This is a genomic window from Streptomyces shenzhenensis, assembly GCF_021462265.1.
In the GTDB taxonomy this organism is placed as follows: domain Bacteria; phylum Actinomycetota; class Actinomycetes; order Streptomycetales; family Streptomycetaceae; genus Streptomyces; species Streptomyces shenzhenensis.
The window spans coordinates 29,575-48,099 of record NZ_JAJONF010000022.1 but is presented as its reverse complement, the minus strand read 5'-3'; the positions used below and the strand labels follow the sequence as shown (position 1 = coordinate 48,099).

16 protein-coding genes and 1 riboswitch are annotated in these 18,525 nt (G+C 72.0%); of the genes, 12 read left to right on the top strand and 4 right to left on the bottom strand.

Translation table 11 applies throughout. The features are described 5' to 3' along the window. The first annotated feature begins 66 nt into the window (after positions 1 to 66). The 3 genes from LQ326_RS26325 (at position 67) to LQ326_RS26315 (ending at position 4,668) form a co-directional block, all read left to right on the top strand. Positions 67 to 2,139 (top strand): alpha-galactosidase, encoded by a 2,073-nt coding sequence (locus tag LQ326_RS26325; protein WP_234540304.1) that lies wholly within the window; start codon positions 67 to 69, stop codon positions 2,137 to 2,139. A gap of 306 nt (positions 2,140 to 2,445) precedes the next feature. Continuing rightward, positions 2,446 to 2,608: riboswitch (cyclic di-AMP (ydaO/yuaA leader) on the top strand. 2 nt (positions 2,609 to 2,610) lie between these two features. After that, positions 2,611 to 3,591: a M23 family metallopeptidase gene (locus LQ326_RS26320; protein ID WP_234540303.1), complete on the top strand. Its 981-nt coding sequence runs from the start codon at positions 2,611 to 2,613 to the stop codon at positions 3,589 to 3,591. 291 nt (positions 3,592 to 3,882) lie between these two features. Next, the gene (locus LQ326_RS26315; RefSeq protein ID WP_234540456.1) at positions 3,883 to 4,668 is read left to right on the top strand and encodes an SGNH/GDSL hydrolase family protein; all 786 of its coding nucleotides are present in this window, start codon (positions 3,883 to 3,885) and stop codon (positions 4,666 to 4,668) included. Positions 4,669 to 4,703: 35 nt separating this feature from the next. Here LQ326_RS26315 and LQ326_RS26310 read toward each other — a convergent pair whose 3' ends face one another. Next, positions 4,704 to 5,306 carry a TetR/AcrR family transcriptional regulator gene (locus LQ326_RS26310; protein WP_234540302.1) on the bottom strand — a complete coding sequence of 201 codons (603 nt, stop codon included), beginning with the start codon at positions 5,304 to 5,306 and terminating at the stop codon, positions 4,704 to 4,706. A 42-nt stretch (positions 5,307 to 5,348) separates the two neighbouring features. After that, the gene (locus tag LQ326_RS26305) at positions 5,349 to 5,885 is read right to left on the bottom strand and encodes a GNAT family N-acetyltransferase (RefSeq protein ID WP_234540300.1); all 537 of its coding nucleotides are present in this window, start codon (positions 5,883 to 5,885) and stop codon (positions 5,349 to 5,351) included. Between LQ326_RS26305 and LQ326_RS26300 the strand changes: the two genes are divergently transcribed. Continuing rightward, positions 5,884 to 6,486: a helix-turn-helix domain-containing protein gene (locus LQ326_RS26300; RefSeq protein WP_234540299.1), complete on the top strand. Its 603-nt coding sequence runs from the start codon at positions 5,884 to 5,886 to the stop codon at positions 6,484 to 6,486. The two genes, LQ326_RS26305 and LQ326_RS26300, sit on opposite strands and share 2 nt — an antisense overlap. Before the next feature lie 234 nt (positions 6,487 to 6,720). Here the strand turns inward: LQ326_RS26300 and LQ326_RS26295 are convergent, their stop codons facing one another. After that, positions 6,721 to 7,899: a glutamate dehydrogenase gene (locus tag LQ326_RS26295; protein WP_234540297.1), complete on the bottom strand. Its 1,179-nt coding sequence runs from the start codon at positions 7,897 to 7,899 to the stop codon at positions 6,721 to 6,723. Positions 7,900 to 8,043: 144 nt separating this feature from the next. Between LQ326_RS26295 and LQ326_RS26290 the strand changes: the two genes are divergently transcribed. The 8 genes from LQ326_RS26290 (at position 8,044) to LQ326_RS26255 (ending at position 17,161) form a co-directional block, all read left to right on the top strand. Beyond that, positions 8,044 to 9,231: an MBL fold metallo-hydrolase gene (locus tag LQ326_RS26290; protein WP_234540295.1), complete on the top strand. Its 1,188-nt coding sequence runs from the start codon at positions 8,044 to 8,046 to the stop codon at positions 9,229 to 9,231. 863 nt (positions 9,232 to 10,094) lie between these two features. Beyond that, on the top strand, positions 10,095 to 12,488 hold the full coding sequence (locus LQ326_RS26285; RefSeq protein ID WP_234540294.1) for a sensor histidine kinase: 2,394 nt from the start codon (positions 10,095 to 10,097) through the stop codon (positions 12,486 to 12,488). 74 nt (positions 12,489 to 12,562) lie between these two features. Beyond that, the gene (locus LQ326_RS26280) at positions 12,563 to 12,997 is read left to right on the top strand and encodes a roadblock/LC7 domain-containing protein (protein WP_234540293.1); all 435 of its coding nucleotides are present in this window, start codon (positions 12,563 to 12,565) and stop codon (positions 12,995 to 12,997) included. Positions 12,998 to 12,999: 2 nt separating this feature from the next. After that, on the top strand, positions 13,000 to 13,371 hold the full coding sequence (locus LQ326_RS26275) for a DUF742 domain-containing protein (RefSeq protein WP_234540291.1): 372 nt from the start codon (positions 13,000 to 13,002) through the stop codon (positions 13,369 to 13,371). Continuing rightward, positions 13,349 to 13,948 (top strand): GTP-binding protein, encoded by a 600-nt coding sequence (locus LQ326_RS26270; protein ID WP_234540290.1) that lies wholly within the window; start codon positions 13,349 to 13,351, stop codon positions 13,946 to 13,948. Before LQ326_RS26275 ends, LQ326_RS26270 begins: the two co-directional genes overlap by 23 nt. Positions 13,949 to 14,009: 61 nt before the next feature. Next, the gene (locus LQ326_RS26265; protein ID WP_234540288.1) at positions 14,010 to 14,591 is read left to right on the top strand and encodes a GAF domain-containing protein; all 582 of its coding nucleotides are present in this window, start codon (positions 14,010 to 14,012) and stop codon (positions 14,589 to 14,591) included. Positions 14,592 to 14,648: 57 nt separating this feature from the next. Beyond that, entirely contained in the window at positions 14,649 to 15,251 is a 603-nt protein-coding gene (locus LQ326_RS26260) for a TetR/AcrR family transcriptional regulator (protein ID WP_234540287.1), read from the top strand. A 164-nt stretch (positions 15,252 to 15,415) separates the two neighbouring features. Then, positions 15,416 to 17,161 carry an esterase gene (locus LQ326_RS26255; protein ID WP_234540285.1) on the top strand — a complete coding sequence of 582 codons (1,746 nt, stop codon included), beginning with the start codon at positions 15,416 to 15,418 and terminating at the stop codon, positions 17,159 to 17,161. A 194-nt stretch (positions 17,162 to 17,355) separates the two neighbouring features. Here the strand turns inward: LQ326_RS26255 and LQ326_RS26250 are convergent, their stop codons facing one another. Further along, positions 17,356 to 18,492 carry a YbfB/YjiJ family MFS transporter gene (locus LQ326_RS26250; protein WP_234540454.1) on the bottom strand — a complete coding sequence of 379 codons (1,137 nt, stop codon included), beginning with the start codon at positions 18,490 to 18,492 and terminating at the stop codon, positions 17,356 to 17,358. Positions 18,493 to 18,525: the final 33 nt, after the last annotated feature.

The window sequence follows — 18,525 nt, the reverse complement described above, 5'->3', positions numbered from 1 at the left end:
GAGCCCGTGGCCCTTGATGATGTTGGTGCTTGAGCGGATCTGTTGGCCCTTGTGTGAGGTTTCTCGATGGTGGACATCGCCGAAAACGGTCGTACCTGGCTCCTGTCGGGCCCGGGCAGCAGCTACGCGCTGCATCTGACGGAGGCCGACGAGCTGCTCCACCTGCACTGGGGCGCCAGAATCCAGCTAGCCGACGCCGAGGAGCTCAGCACCCGGGCGCTGCCCGGCTACTGGCCCTTCGAGTCGCCGCTCGACGGCCGCGAGGAGTACCCGGTCGAGGGCGGGCCCCGGTTCGTGCGCCCCGCCCTGTCCGTGCGCACCGAGGAGCGGCGCGGCACCGAGTGGACCTTCGCGTCGTACGAGGTCGAGGACGACGAACTCCGGTTGCGCTTCACGGACGACGGCATCGTCATCACGCTGCACTACCGGATGCGCGGTGACGTGGTCGAACGCTGGGTGACCGTCGGCAACGAGGGGCACGCGCGCGTGGAGCTGCTGCGCGCCGACCCCGCCACCTGGACCCTGCCCGACCGCGAGGGCTGGCGGCTCTCCCAGCTGCACGGCCGCTGGGCCGCCGAGTCCCGGCTCGCCAGGAGCCCGCTCACCTACGGCGAGAAGGTCATCGGCAGCCGCCGCGGCCACACCGGCCACCAGCACCTGCCCTGGGTCGCCCTGGACACCGACGCCACCGAGGAGCGCGGCGAGGTCTGGGGATGCGCCCTCGGCTGGTCCGGCTCCTGGCGCATCGCCGTCGCTCAACTCCCCGACGCGCGCGTGCAGATCACCGGCGGCGCCGGCTACGACGACTCGGGCCTGCTGATGCTGGCCGAGGGGGAGTCGTACACCAGCCCGGTCTTCGCGGGCCTGTGGACCGACGGCGGCTTCGGCGGGGCGAGCCGTGCCTGGCACGCCTACCAGCGGGCGTACATCATCCCGGACGCCGACCGGGACCGGCCGGTGCTGTTCAACTCCTGGGAGGCCACCACCTTCGACATCTCGGAGGACCAGCAGGCCACCCTCGCCCGCCGGGCGGCGGCGATCGGCGTCGAGCTGTTCGTGGTGGACGACGGCTGGTTCGGGGCCCGTACCAGCGACCGCGCCGGACTCGGCGACTGGACACCCAACCCCGACCGCTTCCCCAAGGGCCTCAAGCCCCTCGCCGACTACGTGCACGCCCTCGGCATGCAGTTCGGCATCTGGGTGGAGCCCGAGATGGTGAACCCGGACAGCGACCTGTACCGCGCCCACCCCGACTGGGTGCAGTACCAGCAGGGGCGAAAGCGGACGGAACTGCGCAACCAGCTCGTTCTCAACCTCGCCCGCGAGGACGTCCAGCAGTACCTCTGGACGCAACTCGACACCCTGCTGTCCAGCGCCCCGATCGACTACGTCAAGTGGGACTTCAACCGCTGCTTCACCGACGCGGGCTGGCCGGGCGAGCCCTACCCGCAGCGCCTGTGGGTCGACCATGTCCGCGGGCTGTACGCCCTGCTCGACCGGCTCCGCGCGGCCCACCCGGAGGTCGCCATCGAGTCCTGCTCCGGCGGTGGCGGGCGGATCGACCTCGGCATCATGAGCCGTACCGACGAGGTGTGGACCTCCGACAACACCGACCCGCTGGACCGCCTCGCCATCCAGCACGGCTTCAGCCAGATCCACCCCGCCCGGGTGATGTCCGCCTGGGTCACCGACAGCCCGAACCACCAGCTCAACGGCCGCGTGAGCAGTCTGCGTTTCCGCTTCGTCAGCTCGATGGCCGGGGCACTCGGCGTCGGCGGCGACCTCTCGCGGTGGACCGAGGACGAGCTCGCCGAGGCCGGCCGCTGGGTGGAGCTCTACAAGGAGATCCGGCCGCTGGTGCAGCGTGGCGACCAGTTCCGGCTGAGCCCGCCGACCGGCGGGCTCAGCGCGGTGCAGTACACGCTCGGCGAGGAGACCGTCGTCCTCGCCTGGCTCCAGGCCCAGAGTTACGGCGAGCCGGCGCCGGCACTGCGGTTGCGAGGCCTGGACCCGACGGCGTCGTACGAATGCCGCGAAACGGGTGAAGTGCACCGGGGTGCCGTCCTGATGCACCACGGGCTGCACACCGGGTTGAAGGGTGACCTGGATGCGGCAGTCATCCGGATTCGCCGGATTTGACACATCTGCCCGAATTGCAGCCTTCATTGCGACTCGGTCCGGAATGGGAATGTGTGGCATGACGTGCGTGAGGAGCGTCATATTCGTGACCGTCCGTCGCGCGTCATGTTCACGTAATTCCGGTGTCTTTCACGGCCATTGGAAAAGCGAAAAGGCTGGAATTCACGGAGGGTCACCGGGATTTCCGGTAACGGATCAAGCGGGAACCCGGACGGGCGGAACCGGCTGCTTGTCCGTGTGCGGCGTACTCGCTTACGTTCGCCACACATCCGGGCGGAACGCCGAATCCTGCCGCCGCCCGGAATCCCCACACACTCACCCGTGCCCGGCAGGAGCGGGGGACCCACCAGGTAAGACCGCCTGTTCCGGTTCCCGGGACGGCTCGGGGTGCAGTCACGCGACGGTGCGTGGCCGGGCGGCTCCAGCCCGAACCCGACAGCTCACCTCGCAGGCGCCGGAGAGGAAAGCGCCATGCCCGCGAAGGGTAAGCACCGCCGCCCCAAAACCCAGCGTCTCACCCGCTCGATGGCCGTCGCCGGAACCGGCGGCGCCGCGCTGGCCCTGCCGCTCATGGGCGCCACCGGCGCCCACGCCGCCACCTCACAGTCCGTTTCCGAAAAGGCCGCACAGTCGCTTCCCGCGGTCGGGAAGAGCGCGGTGCGGAAGGCGGCCGCGCCGAATTCCGCGCACCATGTCTACACGGTGGTGCCCGGTGACTGTCTTTCGAAGATCGCCCACGAGCAGCACGTACGCGGCGGCTGGCCCCGGCTCTACGCCGACAACAGGCAGGCCGTCGGTGACAACCCCGCGCTGATCCACCCCGGCCTCAAGCTCACGCTCGGCGGCCGGCACGCCGCGACGACGGACACCGAGGGGTTCGGCTTCCGCTCCGAGGGGCGGTCGGACGCGCAGTCGTCGTTCTCGCCCTCGGCCTCCTCGCCTTCTGCCTCCTCGTCCTCGCCTTCTTCCTCCCTGCCCTCGGCTTCCTCCCCGTCCTCCCCGTCCTCCGCTTCCTCCTCGGACGGCTCGGCGGTGACCGCCGCCGGCTTCACTCTCCCGGTCACCGGTGCCACCGTCGGCACCGGCTACCACGTCGCCGGCGGCATGTGGTCCAGCGGCCACCACACGGGCGTCGACTTCGTCGTCCCGACCGGCACCCCGCTCAAGGCCGTCGGTGCGGGCACGGTCGTCACGGCGGGCTGGGGCGGCGCCTACGGCAACCAGGTCGTCATCCGGCTCGCCGACGGCTACTACGCGCAGTACGGCCACCTCTCCGCCCTCTCCGTCTCGGTCGGCCAGACCGTGACCGCGGGCCAGCGGATCGGCCTCTCCGGCGCGACCGGCAACGCCACCGGACCGCACCTCCACTTCGAGATCCGCACCACGCCCGACTACGGCTCGGACGTGGACCCGGTCGCCTACCTCCGCTCGAAGGGCCTCACCGTCGGCTGACCCGGCGAACCGAATCCGGTTACGGCGGCGCCACGAAGGGCCGTACGTCCCCGAACCCACCGCCCCCCGGTGCCGGCGGGCGGTGTCAACGACCGTGTCCCGGACCTGACTTCCGGCTCTGACGATCGACATGTCAACACCGCTGGTCAGGGCCTTATTCCAGGCTTGGCAAAGTATTTAAAAGTGTCTTATCTCACCGAACGTCAACCCCTTATTACGGTCGCGTAGGTCACAACCGAAGGTGAATCATGTTCCGACGTGGCAGACGATTCGAAGAGTGACAAGGCATCAGTGATCGGGTCGTACGTGGCGGTGGGGGACAGCTTCACCGAGGGCGTCGGCGACCCCGGCCCCGACGGGGCGTTCGTCGGCTGGGCCGACCGGTTCGCGGTACTGCTGTCGGACCGGCGCCCCGAGGGCGACTTCGAGTACACCAACCTCGCCGTACGCGGGAAACTGCTCGACCAGATCGTGGCGGACCAGGTGCCGCAGGCCCTGGCACTCGCCCCGGACCTGGTCTCCTTCTGCGCGGGCGGCAACGACATCATCCGCCCCGGCACCGACCCCGACGAGGTGGCCGAGCGGTTCGAGCGGGCCGTGGCCCAGCTGACCGAGGCCATCGGCACCGTGCTGGTGACCACCGGATTCGACACCCGGGGCGTGCCCGTCCTCAAGCATCTGCGCGGCAAGATCGCCACGTACAACGGGCACGTCCGGGCCATCGCCGACCGGTACGGCTGCCCGGTCCTGGACCTGTGGTCCCTGAAGACGGTGCAGGACCGCCGGGCCTGGGACGGCGACCGCCTGCACCTCTCGCCCGAGGGGCACACGCGCGTGGCGCTGCGCGCCGGCCAGGTGCTCGGCGTCGAGGTGCCGGCCGACCCGGACCAGCCGTGGCCGCCGCTGCCACCCCGCGGCACCCTGGAGATCCGCCGCGACGACGTGCACTGGGCCCGCGAGTACCTGGTCCCCTGGATCGGCCGCCGGCTGCGCGGCGAGTCGTCCGGCGATCACGTGACGGCCAAGGGGGCGCTCTCCCCGGACGACATCAAGATGCGGATCGCTTCCGTGGCCTGAGACGGGCAAGGGGTGGCCTCCTCGCGGGCTGCCCCTTACCGCTCCCCGGGCAGGCCCAGTTCGCGCGCCAGCGCCTCGTCCGCCCACTCCTGCGCCCGGGCGCGGGGCACGGCACCCGGGTACGACGTCAACTGGACGGCGAGCCCGTCGAGCAGCGCGGTCAGCCGCAGCGCCGCCGCCGCGGGGTCGGGGCACCGGAACTCACCCGCCGCCACCCCTTCGGCGATGACTTCGGCGATCGCCGCCTTCCACTGCTGGTCGAGGCTTTTGGTGACGTCCCGCAGCGCCGGTTCCCGCAACGCCGCCGCCCAGCCCTCGATCCACAGCCGCCAGCCCTTCGCCTGCCCCGTCGGCGCGTACCAGCGCACCGCCGCCCGCAGCCGGCGCAACGCCGACGTACGGCGGCCCAGCAGCTTGCGCAGATGCGCCAGGTCGTCCTCGGCGGCGTAGGCGAAGGCGGCGGCGACCAGCTTCTCCTTCGTCGAGAAGTGGTACAGCACCAGTGCGTTGCTCACCCCGAGGGCCGAGGCCACGTCGGCGATCCGCACCGCCGCCACGCCCCGCGCCTGGATCTGCTCGATGGCGGCCCGCAGCAGTTCCTCCCGCCGCTCGGCCACGCTCAACCGCACTCTCGCCACGCGGTCACCCTATTCGGTCCACCCGTCGCCCGCGTTGCCCTCTCAGGCCAGCGGCAGCCGCATGAGCGTCAGGTCCAGCCAGCGCCCGAACTTGGTGCCCGCCTCCCGGACCGTGCCCACGTGCTCGAAGCCGAACCGGTCGTGCAGCCGGATCGACGCGGCGTTCCGCGCCTCGATGCCGGCGATCATCACATGGTGGCCGGCCTCGCGTGCCGAGGCGATGAGGGGGCCCAGCAGCGCGGAGCCGATGCCGAGCCCGTGCCTGCCCTCCCGGACGTAGACGGAGTCCTCCACCGTGTGCCGGTAGCCGTCCAGCGCGCGCCACGGGCCGTAGACCGCGAACCCGGCCACCTCGCCCGGCGCTTCGGCCGTCGTCCCGGCCGCCTCGGCCACGAGTGCCGACCCGCGCTCCAGGTGGGCGGCGAACCAGGCGGCGCCCTCGGCGGGGGACTGCGGGGTCTCGGTCCACAGGGCGGTCGAGTGCTCGATCGCGTGATTGCGGATCGCGCGGACGGCCTCCTCGTCGCCGGGACGGGCCGGGCGTACCGTCACTCGGCTTCTCTCGTATATTGGATTCATGTCCAACATAGTAGAACCCCTGGCGGACCCCCTGGTGCGGCAGATCGCCGCGCGTGTCCGCGCCGAGCGGGAGCGCCGCCGCTGGACGCTGGCGCAGCTCGCGGACGCCTCGGGTGTCTCCTCGGCGATGATCAGCCGGATCGAACGCGGCGAGAGCAGCCCCACCGCGGTCGTGCTCGGCAAGCTGTCCGCCGCCTTCCAGCTCAGCGTCGCCGCGCTGCTGGCCCTCGCCGAAGGCGCGCGGGAGTCCGGGGCGGACGTGCCGGGCGTGCGGCGCGGCGCCGACGCCGCCGAATGGCGCGATCCCGGCACCGGCTACCGGCGCCGCCAGATCACGGGCCCGCGCTTCCCGGCGGAGATCGCCGAGATCCGGCTGCCCGCCGGAGCCCGGGTGCCCTACCCGGCCGCGGCCTTCGCCTTCGTACGGCAGCTCGTCTGGGTCCTCGACGGCCGCCTCACCTTCCACGACGGCGACACGGTCCACGAACTCGAGGCCGGCGACACCGTCGAACTCGGCGCGCCGGCCGAGCGCGTCTTCGCCAACACCACCGGCTCCGAGTGCCGTTACGCCGTCGTCCTCAGCCGCGACACCCGGCCGTGAGCCGGACGCCGTCCCCCGGCGGCACGCTCCTGCCGGCCGCGACAGCCGGGACGGCGACAGCCGACAACTGCGCCGTGCGGCCCGTGCTCACCACGGTCGCCACCGACTTCACGACCGGCGCCCCCGGCACGGCTGGCGCCGGACCCCTCCTGGAGACCCTCGGCCGGCAGGGCACCAGCCTCACGGCCCTGGGCGCGTTGCTTCTCGCCGCCGCCCTCGGACGCCGCGGATCCGTCACCGGTACCAGCCGAACCGCTCCGCGATCACCGGCAGCCGGTCGGTCGCCAGGGCCTGGGCCGCGGCGCGCGGGGTCGTGCCGTCGGACTCCGCGCGGTCCAGCGTCAACTCCACCAGGGCCCGCATCGACCGGCGGGTGTGGGCGAACGCCTCGTCCGGGTCGGGGCCGATGTCGCCGAAGAGGGTCCACCACCACCAGGCGTTGGTAGCCGAGTTCACGACCACGTCCGGCAGCACGGTCACCCCGCGCGCGGTGAGCCGCTCCTCCGCCTCGGGCAGCATCGGCATGTTGGCCGCCTCCACGATCCAGCGGGCGGTGACCAGGTGCTCGTTGGCCGCGTCGACGACGTACGACACCGCCGCCGGCACCAGCACCTGGGCGTCGGCGGACAGCCAGGCGTCGCCCGGCAGTTCCACGTCACCGGGGCGCAGTACCGCGCGGTCGACGGTGCCGTACGCGTCCCGCGCGCGCAGCAGCGCCTCGACGTCCAGTCCCGCCGGGTTGGCGATCGTGCCCTTGATGTCGGCGACCGCCACGACAGTGAGGCCCGCGCGGGCGAGGAACCGCGCCGTGGCCCCGCCCATGGTGCCGAGGCCCTGCACGGCGACCCGCGTCCCCGGGTACGGCACCCCGGCCCGGTCCAGGGCCGTCAGCGCCGACTCGGCGACCCCGCAGCCGCCTGCCAGCTCGTCCAGGCCGATCCCGTCGACCTCGGCGGCGAAGGCGTCCGCGAGCCGCTGGCGGGCCGCCGCCTCGTCGTCGAGCAGCGGATACACGGCCTGGATCGAGGAGACCAGCCCCGCCTCGGCGGCCGCCCGGTCCACCAGGTCCTGGGTGAGCCCCAGGTCCTCGCCGGTGGTCCAGAAACCCTCCAGGTACGGCCGCATGGCGCGCAGATAGCGGACCAGCAGGGCGTACGCCCCGGGGTCCTGCGGATCGCAGTCGATGCCGCCCTTGGCGCCGCCCAGCGGGATGTAGTGGCCCTCGGGGTTGTAGTGCAGGGCCTCCTTCATCGTCATTCCGCGCGCGAGTCCGGTCACCTCCTCCAGGGTGCAGCCCGGCCGCATCCGCAGACCGCCGCTGGCCACGCCCCGCACCAGCCGGTCGACGACCAGGAAGCCCTGGCGGCCGGTGACGTGGTCGGTCCAGACGAGGGACATCAGGGGAGCGGTCACGGGGGGGGGCTCCTCGGGAACTGCGTGCAGAAAGGGTGTTACTGAACAGTGGGTCAGTATTGGGAGGCGGATGGCGCGGTGTCAACGCCGACTGTCCAAAGGGCCGACCATAATGGGGAACTCGGCGACACCTCTGGAGGTACCGTGACCGGTTTGCGTTCCCTGAGCTCCGGGCTCCGTGTGCTGCGGCCCGCTGCCTTCGGCGCGGACCCCGGCGGCGAGCGCCTGGCCCGCATCCAGGGCTCCCCGCACTTCAAGGACGGTGTCTTCCAGAACCCCGGCGGCACCACCCGGATGCGGCCCTCGGGCTCGATGCTGGAGTTCGCCAAGACCTACTTCGAGAAGGAGCAGCGCGCCCGCAGAGCTCCCCGGGGCACCGTTCCGGTGCATCCCACCACCGTCGCCGACCTCTCCCGGCCCGCCGCCACGGGCCTGCGGGTGACGTGGACGGGGCACTCCAGCGTCCTCGCCGAGATCGACGGACACCGGGTCCTGTTCGATCCCGTCTGGGGTGAGCGGTGCTCTCCGTTCCCGTTCGTCGGGCCCAAGCGGCTGCACCCGGTGCCCCTGCCGCTCGCCGCGCTCGGCCCGGTCGACGTCGTGGTCATCTCGCACGACCACTACGACCACCTCGACCTGCCCACCATCAAGGCGCTGGCCGGCACGGACACCGTGTTCGCCGTGCCGCTGGGCGTAGGCGCCCACCTCGAACACTGGGGCGTGCCCGCCGGCCGGCTGCGCGAGCTGGACTGGCACGAGGAGACCAAGGTCGGCGGACTCACTCTGACGGCCACCCCCGCCCGCCACTTCTGCGGCCGCGGGCTGCGCAACACCCAGCACACCCTCTGGGCGTCATGGGCCGTCACCGGCGGGGAGCACCGGATCTACCACAGCGGTGACACCGGCTACTTCGACGGCTTCAGGGACATCGGGGCCGACCACGGGCCCTTCGACCTGACGATGATCCAGATCGGCGCGTACAGCGAGTACTGGCCCGACATACACATGACGCCTCAGGAGGGCGTGCGCGCCCACCTCGACCTCCAGGGCGGGCAGCCGCACGGTGTGCTGCTGCCGATCCACTGGGGCACCTTCAACCTCGCACCGCACGCGTGGGCCGAGCCGGGGGAGTGGACCAAGGACGCGGGCGACGAGGCGGGCCAGGCGGTCGCGCTGCCGCGTCCCGGTGAGCCGTTCGAGCCGTCCGGGAAACTGCCCGCGGACCCATGGTGGCGAACGGTCTCGGCGCCGATCGCCCGGCCGTGGCACCTCGACAGGCAGCCGGAGGGCGCGCCGGGGCGGGGGGACCTCGACCTCGCGGGCGAGCTGTGACGGCGGGCCGGTGACCCGTTGAGGCGAGGAACGCGTACGAAAGGCCTGCGACGCCGTTTCGACGTGACAGTGGCGTGAAAGTGGGGCGCATGCCCCTGCACCATCCGGGCGGGGGCACCGCCGTTCGCCGTGCACATGTATCGATTTCTTCTTACCTACCGGGACTTGGGGTCTTCCGGTGCTTCTGTGACGAGGCCGTGCGCCCGCTCCTGGCGCGCTGGGAGCGGCCGTCCAGACCGTTCGCCTGGTCCGCGACCTGATGCGGCTCTTCCTGCCTGCTGGGCCGGCGCTACCCGCCGTACGGCAAATGAATCGGCAGTGCCTTCGCCCGCACCCCAGCCCCCGGCCCTGCCGCTCCTGGCCCTTCCGGGTGCTGCGCGCCGATCGGGTGCTGCGCGCCGATGGAGAACAGCCGAGGCCAAAGGAGTCACTGTGAGTGATGTTTCGGGGGGTGCGGGGGGCGCTGAAAACCTTGTGAGGTCTCCTGGCGGGCCGATCGAGGGCGTGCGGGCCGAGGGGCGGGGAGTGGGACAGGGGTGAGGGGAGCCCGGTTCGTGTCTTCGGCATCTTCTGTGTCCGACCGCTTCTGACCAGGTTGGATCGGTCGGTGACTGATCGAGGGCGGGTTGCCGAGGGGGTTATCGGTCCTTCGTGCGACGGCTCATACCAGAGCGGGACCGTCTCCGGGGGACTTTGTCAACTGCCCACCGCACATGATGCCCTGGCGACTACTGTGAGTGTCCGCCGGGCGGTGCGGGGCCGAATTCCGTTGCGGTCCCCTCGGCCGGCACCGCGATGGCGCATGCCCGACTCGCGCGACCCGCGCGAGGAAACAGGCCCGACGGACCAGTACGAGGACGCAGATGTCTCACCTCCGTGCACCGGCCGCCCGCGCCGACCGCCGTGAGGGCGGCCGGCACGGACGACCGGTCGCCCGACCCGTTCCCGCGCTGCCCGAGACCCACATACGGCCTCAGCTCATGCGTCTGGCGGTCCTGCCGCCCGTCGCGGTGGCGCTCAGCGGCTGCGCGGCCGTCCTGTTCACCATCCGCTCCAGCGGCGCCCGGCCCAGCCTCACCCTGCTGGCCGTGCTCACCGGAGCGGCCTCGGTGACAGCCGCGGGCATCATGATCGCCGCCGTGGCCGCGGGCCGCGCCGCCCGCTCGGTCAGCGACCGCCTCGGCATCCTGCGGCGCAACGCCGCCCGCGGCGAGGCCGATCTGCTGGCCCTCGTCGACGCGCTGCGCCGTGGCGAGACCCCGCCCCAGCGCAAGCCGCGCGGCGGACCGCCCGCGGACGCGGACGACTTCGAGCTGCTCGCCGCCGACCTGTCCCGTGCGCACGACGGCGCCGTCACCGCCGTCGTGCAGGCGGCCCAGCTCTCCAGCCAGGCCGGCAGCGAACAGAAGCTGGAGGTCTTCGTCAACCTGGCACGGCGCCTCCAGTCCCTCGTGCACCGGGAAATCTCGATCCTCGACGAACTCGAGAACGAGATCGAGGACCCGGACCTCCTCAAGGGCCTCTTCCACGTCGACCACCTGGCCACCCGTATCCGGCGGCACGCCGAGAACCTCGCCGTCCTCGGCGGCGCCGTGTCCCGACGGCAGTGGAGCAACCCCGTGTCCATGACCGAGGTGCTGCGCTCCGCCATCGCCGAGGTCGAGCAGTACTCCCGGGTCAGACTCGTCCCGCCGATCGACGGGGAACTGCGCGGGCACGCCGTCGCCGACGTCATCCACCTCCTCGCCGAACTCGTCGAGAACGCCACGGTGTTCTCCGCCCCGCACACCCAGGTGCTGCTGCGTGCCAACCTCGTCACCTCCGGCCTCGCGGTCGAGGTCGAGGACCGCGGACTCGGCATGCCGGTCGGCGAGCAGTCCAAGATGAACGCCCTGCTCGCCGACCCCGACCAGGTCAACGTCGCCAGCCTGCTGGCCGACGGCCGCATCGGCCTCTTCGTCGTCTCCCAGCTCGCCCGCAGACACGGCATCAACGTCCGCCTGCAGACCAACATCTACGGCGGCGTCCAGGCCGTTCTCGTCGTCCCGCAGGGCCTGCTGGGCACCGCACCGGGCACACCCGGGGTTCCCGTTGCCGTACCGCAGCCACGCGACACGGCGAACGGGGGCGGCGCGCCGGGGACGCCGGGTGGTCCGCCCGGAGCCGCGGGAGCACGTCCCTCCGGCGGCACCGGGGCGCTGGAAGGCGTCCGCGGCGGCGCCCCCGGACCGGACGCGGGGGCCGACAACCGGGCCGCCACGGGCGGTTCGCCTGACGGCGGACGGCCCGGGCAGCAGCAAGGTCCCGCCACGGCCGGCGCCGGTGGCCGGCGCCGGCACGCGCAGCCCGGGGGCGCGCCCGCGCCGCTGCCGGTGCGCGGTGCCCAGGAGCTGCGCCCCAACCCCGCCGAGGCGCTGCCCGGCATCCGGCCCGAGGACCGTCCCGCGGTCGGCGGGCACGCGGGCAGTGTGCCCGTACCGCGCGTCGGCGCCGTACGCGGCACCATGGGCAAACCCCAACTGCCGCGCCGCCGGGCCCAGGAGCACATCGTTCCGCAGCTCCGCGGCGGCCCGGCACCACGCCAGGACAACGAGTCCCCGGCCGGACACGACCCCGGCCTGATGGCCGCCTTCCAGCGCGGCATCGGCCTCGCGGAGGCCCAGCAGCACCTGGAAGCCACCCAGACGGAGTCGACCGCCGCCGAGTCTGTGGGCGGGACACATGGCGCATCCCTCCACGACCGATTCACCGATATGGGGTTCGGAGACATGGCCGCCGGTGACGGATCCGGCGACCAGCCGACCAACACCTCCCATGCCGCGAACATGGAGGCCCCGTACATGGAGGCCCCACACATGGACGTGGCGCCCGCGGACGCGGCACACAGGGAGGCGGGCCACCTGACTCCGGGCCGCACAGCTCCCGACCACACGGCCTCGGGCCGGCCGACCCGGAACCGCGTGACACCTGACGCCACGGAGCCGGCCCCTCTGTCCCCAGAGCACATGGCCTCAGACCACACAGCCTCCGACCCCATTGCCTCGGATCACACGGCCTCCGACCACATGCCCACAGGCCACCCGGCCGCGGACCACCTGGCGCCCCTCCCCGCCGCCCCCACCCACCTGAGCCGGACACAGCGGGAACCCTCTGACGGCCAGTCCGCCGCCTGGCCCCAGCCCTACTCCCAGGCCCTGCGCCCGGTGCGCACCTCCGAATTCACCGCCGAGCCCGACGGGGGCGCTCCGGCCGGATGACCAGCACCGTCCCCGCCTCCGCCTTCACCCCCACAGCTCCCGCAGACCTTCGTACCCCAAGGAGTCGATCCACCATGGCGAGCGATGCGCCGACCGCCCAGGTATCCGACCTCGACTGGCTGATGAGCGGCCTGGTGCAGCGCGTGCCGCACACCACCAGCGCGGTGCTCCTGTCCTGCGACGGGCTGGTGAAGTCCGTTCACGGCCTGGACCCGGACAGCGCCGACCACATGGCGGCGCTCGCCTCCGGCCTGTACTCGCTCGGCCGCAGCGCCGGCGTCCGGTTCGGCGACGGCGGGGACGTCCGTCAGGTCGTCGTCGAACTCGACTCGACGCTGCTGTTCGTCACCACCGCCGGCTCCGGCACCTGCCTCGCCGTGCTGGCCGACCGGGAGGCCGACGCCGCCGTCCTCGGCTACGAGATGGCGATGCTGGTCAAGAGCGTCCGTCCGTACCTCGTCACCGCGCCCCGGCAGCACGCCGTCGAATCCACGGCGATGAGGCCTTGAGGGTGGCGGCAGCCGGCGACGGGCCCTGGCTCGACGATGCGGCGGGACGCCTCGTGCGCCCTTTCACCGTCAGTAACGGCCGCACCGAGCCCAGCATCGCCCTCGACCTCATGTCGCAGGTGATGGCGACCGGGTCCACGCCCCTCGGCTACCTCGGCCCCGAGCACGCGCAGGCACTCGACCTGTGCCGTGCCCCCGTCTCGGTCGCCGAGGTCGCCGCGCACCTCGAACTGCCCGCCGTGGTCACCAAGGTGCTGCTCTCCGACCTCGTCGACTGCGGGGCGCTGACCACCAAGCCCCCCGTCTTCCACCACAACCCCACTGACCGGTCCCTTCTGGAGGCAGTGCTCGATGGACTACGACGACAGCTCTGATCCCTTTCCCACCGCGCTGAAAATCCTGGTGGCCGGGGGTTTCGGGGTCGGCAAGACCACCTTCGTGGGCGCGGTCAGCGAGATCGCGCCGCTGTCCACGGAGGAGCTCCTCACCACGGTCAGCGCCGCGACCGACAGTCTCGAAGGGATCGAGAACAAGGTCGAGACGACCGTGGCCATGGACTTCGGCCGCATCACGCTGGACCCGGAACACGTGCTCTACCTGTTCGGCACGCCCGGACAGGAGCGGTTCTGGTTCATGTGGGACGAGCTGTCCGAGGGCGCTCTCGGCGCGGTCGTCCTCGCCGACACCCGCCGCCTGGAGGACTGCTTCGCGGCCGTCGACTTCTTCGAGGAACGCGGCCTCGGCTTCGTCGTCGCCATCAACGAATTCGACGGTTCCTACCGCTACGACCCCGACGAGGTGCGCGCCGCCATCGACCTCGACCCGGAGATCCCGGTGGTCCGCTGCGACGCCCGGATCTCCAGTTCCGGTGTCCAGACCCTGCTCACCCTCGTCCGCCATCTCATCGCCCACGCTCCGGTCTCCGCGCCGAGCCACGGCGCCCACATGTGAATCCCATACACCCCTTACGGAGCCCGTATATGACCCACGCCCACCGCGACGGAGCCCGCGCATGAGGTACGACCCGTCGCGCCCGGCCGGCCGGCTGCTGCTCACGCCCGAGGACAAGGAGGCCCCCGAGCGCACCCGGCGCCTTTGCCAACTGCGCCTGGGCGCACACCCGGACCCCGCCCTCGACGCCTACGCGGACCGTCTCGCCGAGGTCACCCGGGCGCCGTACGCCATGGTCAACTTCATCGATCTGAACCGTCAGTTCTTCGCGGGTCTGCACCTGCCGGACGTGGCGCCGCCCGTGGTGCGGCCCGACGGCAGCACCCCGGTCCTGGGCCGTGAGCTGCCCCGCGACCATGGTTTCTGCCCCCATGTGGTGGTCCGGCGCAAGGCGCTGGTCCTGGAGGACGTCTGCGACTACCCGCGGTTCGCGGGCAATCCGGTCGTCGACGAGTTCGGGATCCGTTCCTACCTGGGTGCACCGCTGATCGACAGCACGGGGACGACGCTCGGCACGCTGTGCGTGGTCGACGTGGAGCCGCGGCCCTGGGGCCGGCCCGGCCTGGAGACCATCAAGTCGTCGGCGGCGGAGCTGGTGGCCCGCATCGAGCGCCGCGAGGCCGACGGTCTGCCGCTGCTGTGACGACGGGAACACCCCCGTCACTAGCCGACCGGTCTAATATCTCCGTATCCTGGCCGCATGGGACGTACCAGTGACGCCAGGCGGAAGATCCTCGACGCCGCTCGCTCGCTGATCGAGGGGCGCGGCTACTCCGCGCTCGGGGTGGCCGAGATATGCAAGGCCGCCGGGGTGCCGAAGGGCAGTTTCTACTACTTCTTCGAGTCCAAGGAGGCCCTCGCGCTCGCGGTCGTCGACGAGCACTGGGCGGCCCAGAAGCGCGACTGGACCCGGGCCCTGACCGGTGACGCGGAGCCGCTGCGCCGGCTGCGGCGGCTGTTCGAGGAGACCGAGGCCGGTCAGCTGGCGGCACAGCAGGGCTGCGGGACCGTGGCGGGCTGTCTGTTCGGGAACCTCGCCCTGGAGCTGAGCAATCAGACCGAGGCGGTCCGCGGGCGGCTGCAGGAGATCTTCGACGCCCAGGTCGACATGGTGGAGTCCGTCATCGCCGAGGCCCGTGAGCGCGGCGAGGTGGGCGTGACCGACACCCGGGAGGCGGCGCGGGCGGTGGTGGCGCAGCTGGAGGGCCAGGTGATGTTCGCCAAGCTGTACAACAGCGCCGGGCGGCTGAGCCCGCTCTGGCACAACTGCCGGGCCCTGCTGGGGATGACAGCGACCTCCTAGCTGTTCTAACAAAATTATCATCGAAATTGTCAACAATCCATGGGCTCCTTGCCTACAGTCGGGGACTCGAACGAGCCGCACAGCCTGACTCGCCCGCGGTGCCGCCGGAGCGGTGCGCAGGTACGGCTGTCACCACGTAACCCGCTGCACAAGGAGGTCCACGGGTGGACATCAACCGCAGAACCGTTGTACGGGGCGCCGCGGCCATGGCCGCGTTCGGAATCGTCGAGGGCGCGGCAGGCGCGGCTTTCGCGGGTACCTCGTCGTCGGGCGGCTTGGCAAGCAGCTCCTCGGCGTATTCGCTGGAGTTCGATTCCACCGCCTGGTCGTACGACGCGACCAACGACGTGTACTACCAGACCGGGAAGGTGTACGTCGCCAACCCGGCCGCCGCGGACTACGAGAACCTGTCGATCTACGTGCCGGGCGCCTACCTGACGGCCACCGCGAACAGTGACGGGACCACATACACCGCGACCGTCAACCCGAAGGGCACCGTCGGCGACTACTCGGGACGCACGGCGCCGATCGTGATCCCGGTCAACACCCCCGGCTACGCCGCGCAGAAGCCGGCCACGTCCTACAGCTACGGCAGCGTGTCGCACCACCTCGAGGCCGGTCTCATCTACGTGTGGCCGGGTCTGCGGGGCCGGGACGGCTCGACCGGCACCCGCTCCGACGCGGCTCCCTGGGGCGTGACCGACCTCAAGGCCGCGGTCCGCTTCCTCCGGTACAACCGGAGCGTCCTGCCCGGCAGCACCGACGACATCGTCCTGTTCGGCATGAGCGGCGGCGGAGCCCAGGACACCGTGGCGGGCGCGTCGGGTGACAGCCCCCTCTTCGAGCCCTACCTGCGCACGATCGGCGCGGCGATGGAGGACGCCGAGGGCCGGCCCCTCAGCGACGCGGTCGCCGGTGTCATGGCCTGGTGCCCGATCACCAGCCTGCACGAGGCCAACCTGTCCTACGAGTGGAACATGGGCCAGTTCGCCTCGACCGGCACGCGCGCCTCCGGGACATGGACCAGCGCCTACTCGGCGGACCTCGCGAAGGCCTGGCCCAGGTACCTCAACCGCCTGGGCCTGCGCGACGAGCACGGCAGGCGCCTGGAGCTGACCGAGTCCAGCAGCGGCGTCCACCTGGCCGGCAGCTACTACGACCACCTGATCGAGGTGATCACCACCTCGCTGAACCACTTCCTGTCCGACAACACCTTCCCCTACACCGTCACGACGACGGGCGGCCCGCCCGGATCGGGCCGGACGGGGTCCTCCACCACATACGAGACGGCCGGCGACTACATCACCCACCTCAACGCCGACAGCACCTGGGTCACCTACGACCCCACGACCAACACCGCCACGGTGTCCGGCCTTGAGGGCTTCGTCAAAAGCCAGAAGACCGCGAGCAAGCCCGTCGGCGCGTTCGACGGCTACTCCCGCGAGCAGACCGAGAACAACGTGTTCGCCATGGGGCTCGACGCCCCGTCGCACTTCGCGCCGCTCACCCGGGACCTGATCAAGGCGAACGAGACGGCGTACGCCACGTACTCCGACTGGGAGTCCGACTACGGCGCCTCGGCGTACGACTCCGACTTCGCCAAGAAGGACAGCGTCGGCAAGGACATGGCCTGGCGGGCCGACGCGTACAACCCCCTGTACTTCCTCTCGCCCGCCTTCGGCGGCTACCGCCGGTCGCGGGTGGCGCGCCACTGGCGCATCCGCACCGGCATCATGCAGGGAGACACCGCCAACACCACCGAGATCAACCTCCTGCTCGCCCTGCAGAACTACGGCATCCGCGACGTCGACTTCGCCACCGTGTGGGCCCAGGGACACACGGAAGCCGAGCGCACCGGCGACCCGACGACGAACTTCATCGGCTGGGTGAGGTCCGTCGTCAAGAGGTGACCACCAGTCCGGACGGCCCGCGCGCCCGACCGGCTGGCCCCGGCCGGGCGCGCGGCGTGCGCGCGGACAAGCCGTCGCAGGCCGCAGGTGCCGTCGTCGCGCGATGCGGTGAGCCGACGCTCACGGTCCGGGAGGTGAGCACCGCCCGCTCACCGGGAAGCGCTTGGCTCGGTCTGGATCCGCCCACGCAGCGCCTAGGGGCGGGTGGCCTCGGCCGGTTGCCGCTGTCGTACGCGCACTGTGTGGTCGCCGCCCATGTGGTGCGGGAAGCCGATCCGCAGCACGGCGGCGGCGACGGCGGCCGCGAGGACCAACAGGGCGGCCAGCAGCAGGGCCTGGTGGTAGCCGTGGCGCAGCAGTGGGGCGACGACCGGCGGTCCGAGGATCTGGCCCACGGAGTATCCGGCGGTCAGCAGGGCTACGGAGCGCGGGAAGCGCAGGTGCGCGCCCGTGGCCAGGGCGAGGGTGCTCACGCCCAGGAAGGTGGCGCCGAACAGCACGGCCGAGGCAAGGGCGGCGGCGGTGCTCCCGGTCAGCGCGGGCAGCGCGATGCCGGCCGCCTGGATCGTGAGCGCGGTGAGCAGCAGACCGGGCCGGGACCAGCGGCGCCCGAGCCGGGCCCACAGCGCTGAGGAGGGTACGGCGGCCAGCCCCACCAGCACCCATGCGCCGCTGCCGAGCCAGCCGGGGGAGCCCTGGCCGATCGCCGCGACCAGGAAGGTACCGGCGACGATGTAGCCGACGCCCTCCAGGAAGTAGCTGACGAACAGCGCGCCGAACCACCGGTGGGTGCGGGCGCCGGGCCGGTCGCCGGTACCCGTCGCGGCCGGCGCGTCCTCGGGCCGCAGCCGCCAGGAGGCCGCGGCCAGCACGCCGGTGAGCGCGGCCGCCGCCCACCAGGCCGCCCGCCAGTCGGCCACCGACCGCAGGGCGAGGACCAGCAGACCCGACAGCGCGATGCCGGCGCCCACCCCGCCGAAAGCCCACCCCGGCAGGTGCGCCGGGTGGTCCCGCAGATGGTGCAGCAGCGAGGCGGCGGCGACCACGAAGACCAGGGCGCTCGCCACTCCGGCCAGCAGTCGCAGTGCGGCCCACACCGCCGTGCTGTGCGTGAGGGGCATCGCGGCGAGCGTGGCGGCCAGTAGAAGCAGGGAGCCACGCAGCACGGTGCGCGACCGGACCAGCGCGGGTGCCAGGGTGCCGGCGAGCGCGCCCACCAGGTAGCCGGCGTAGTTGGCGGTGGCCAGGTTCGCCCCGGCCCCGGCGGACAGGCCCGCCTGGGCGTGCATCAGGGGGAGGACCGGGGTGTAGACGAAACGCCCGATGCCCATGCCCGCGGCGAGTGCGGCGGCGGCCCTGCCGAC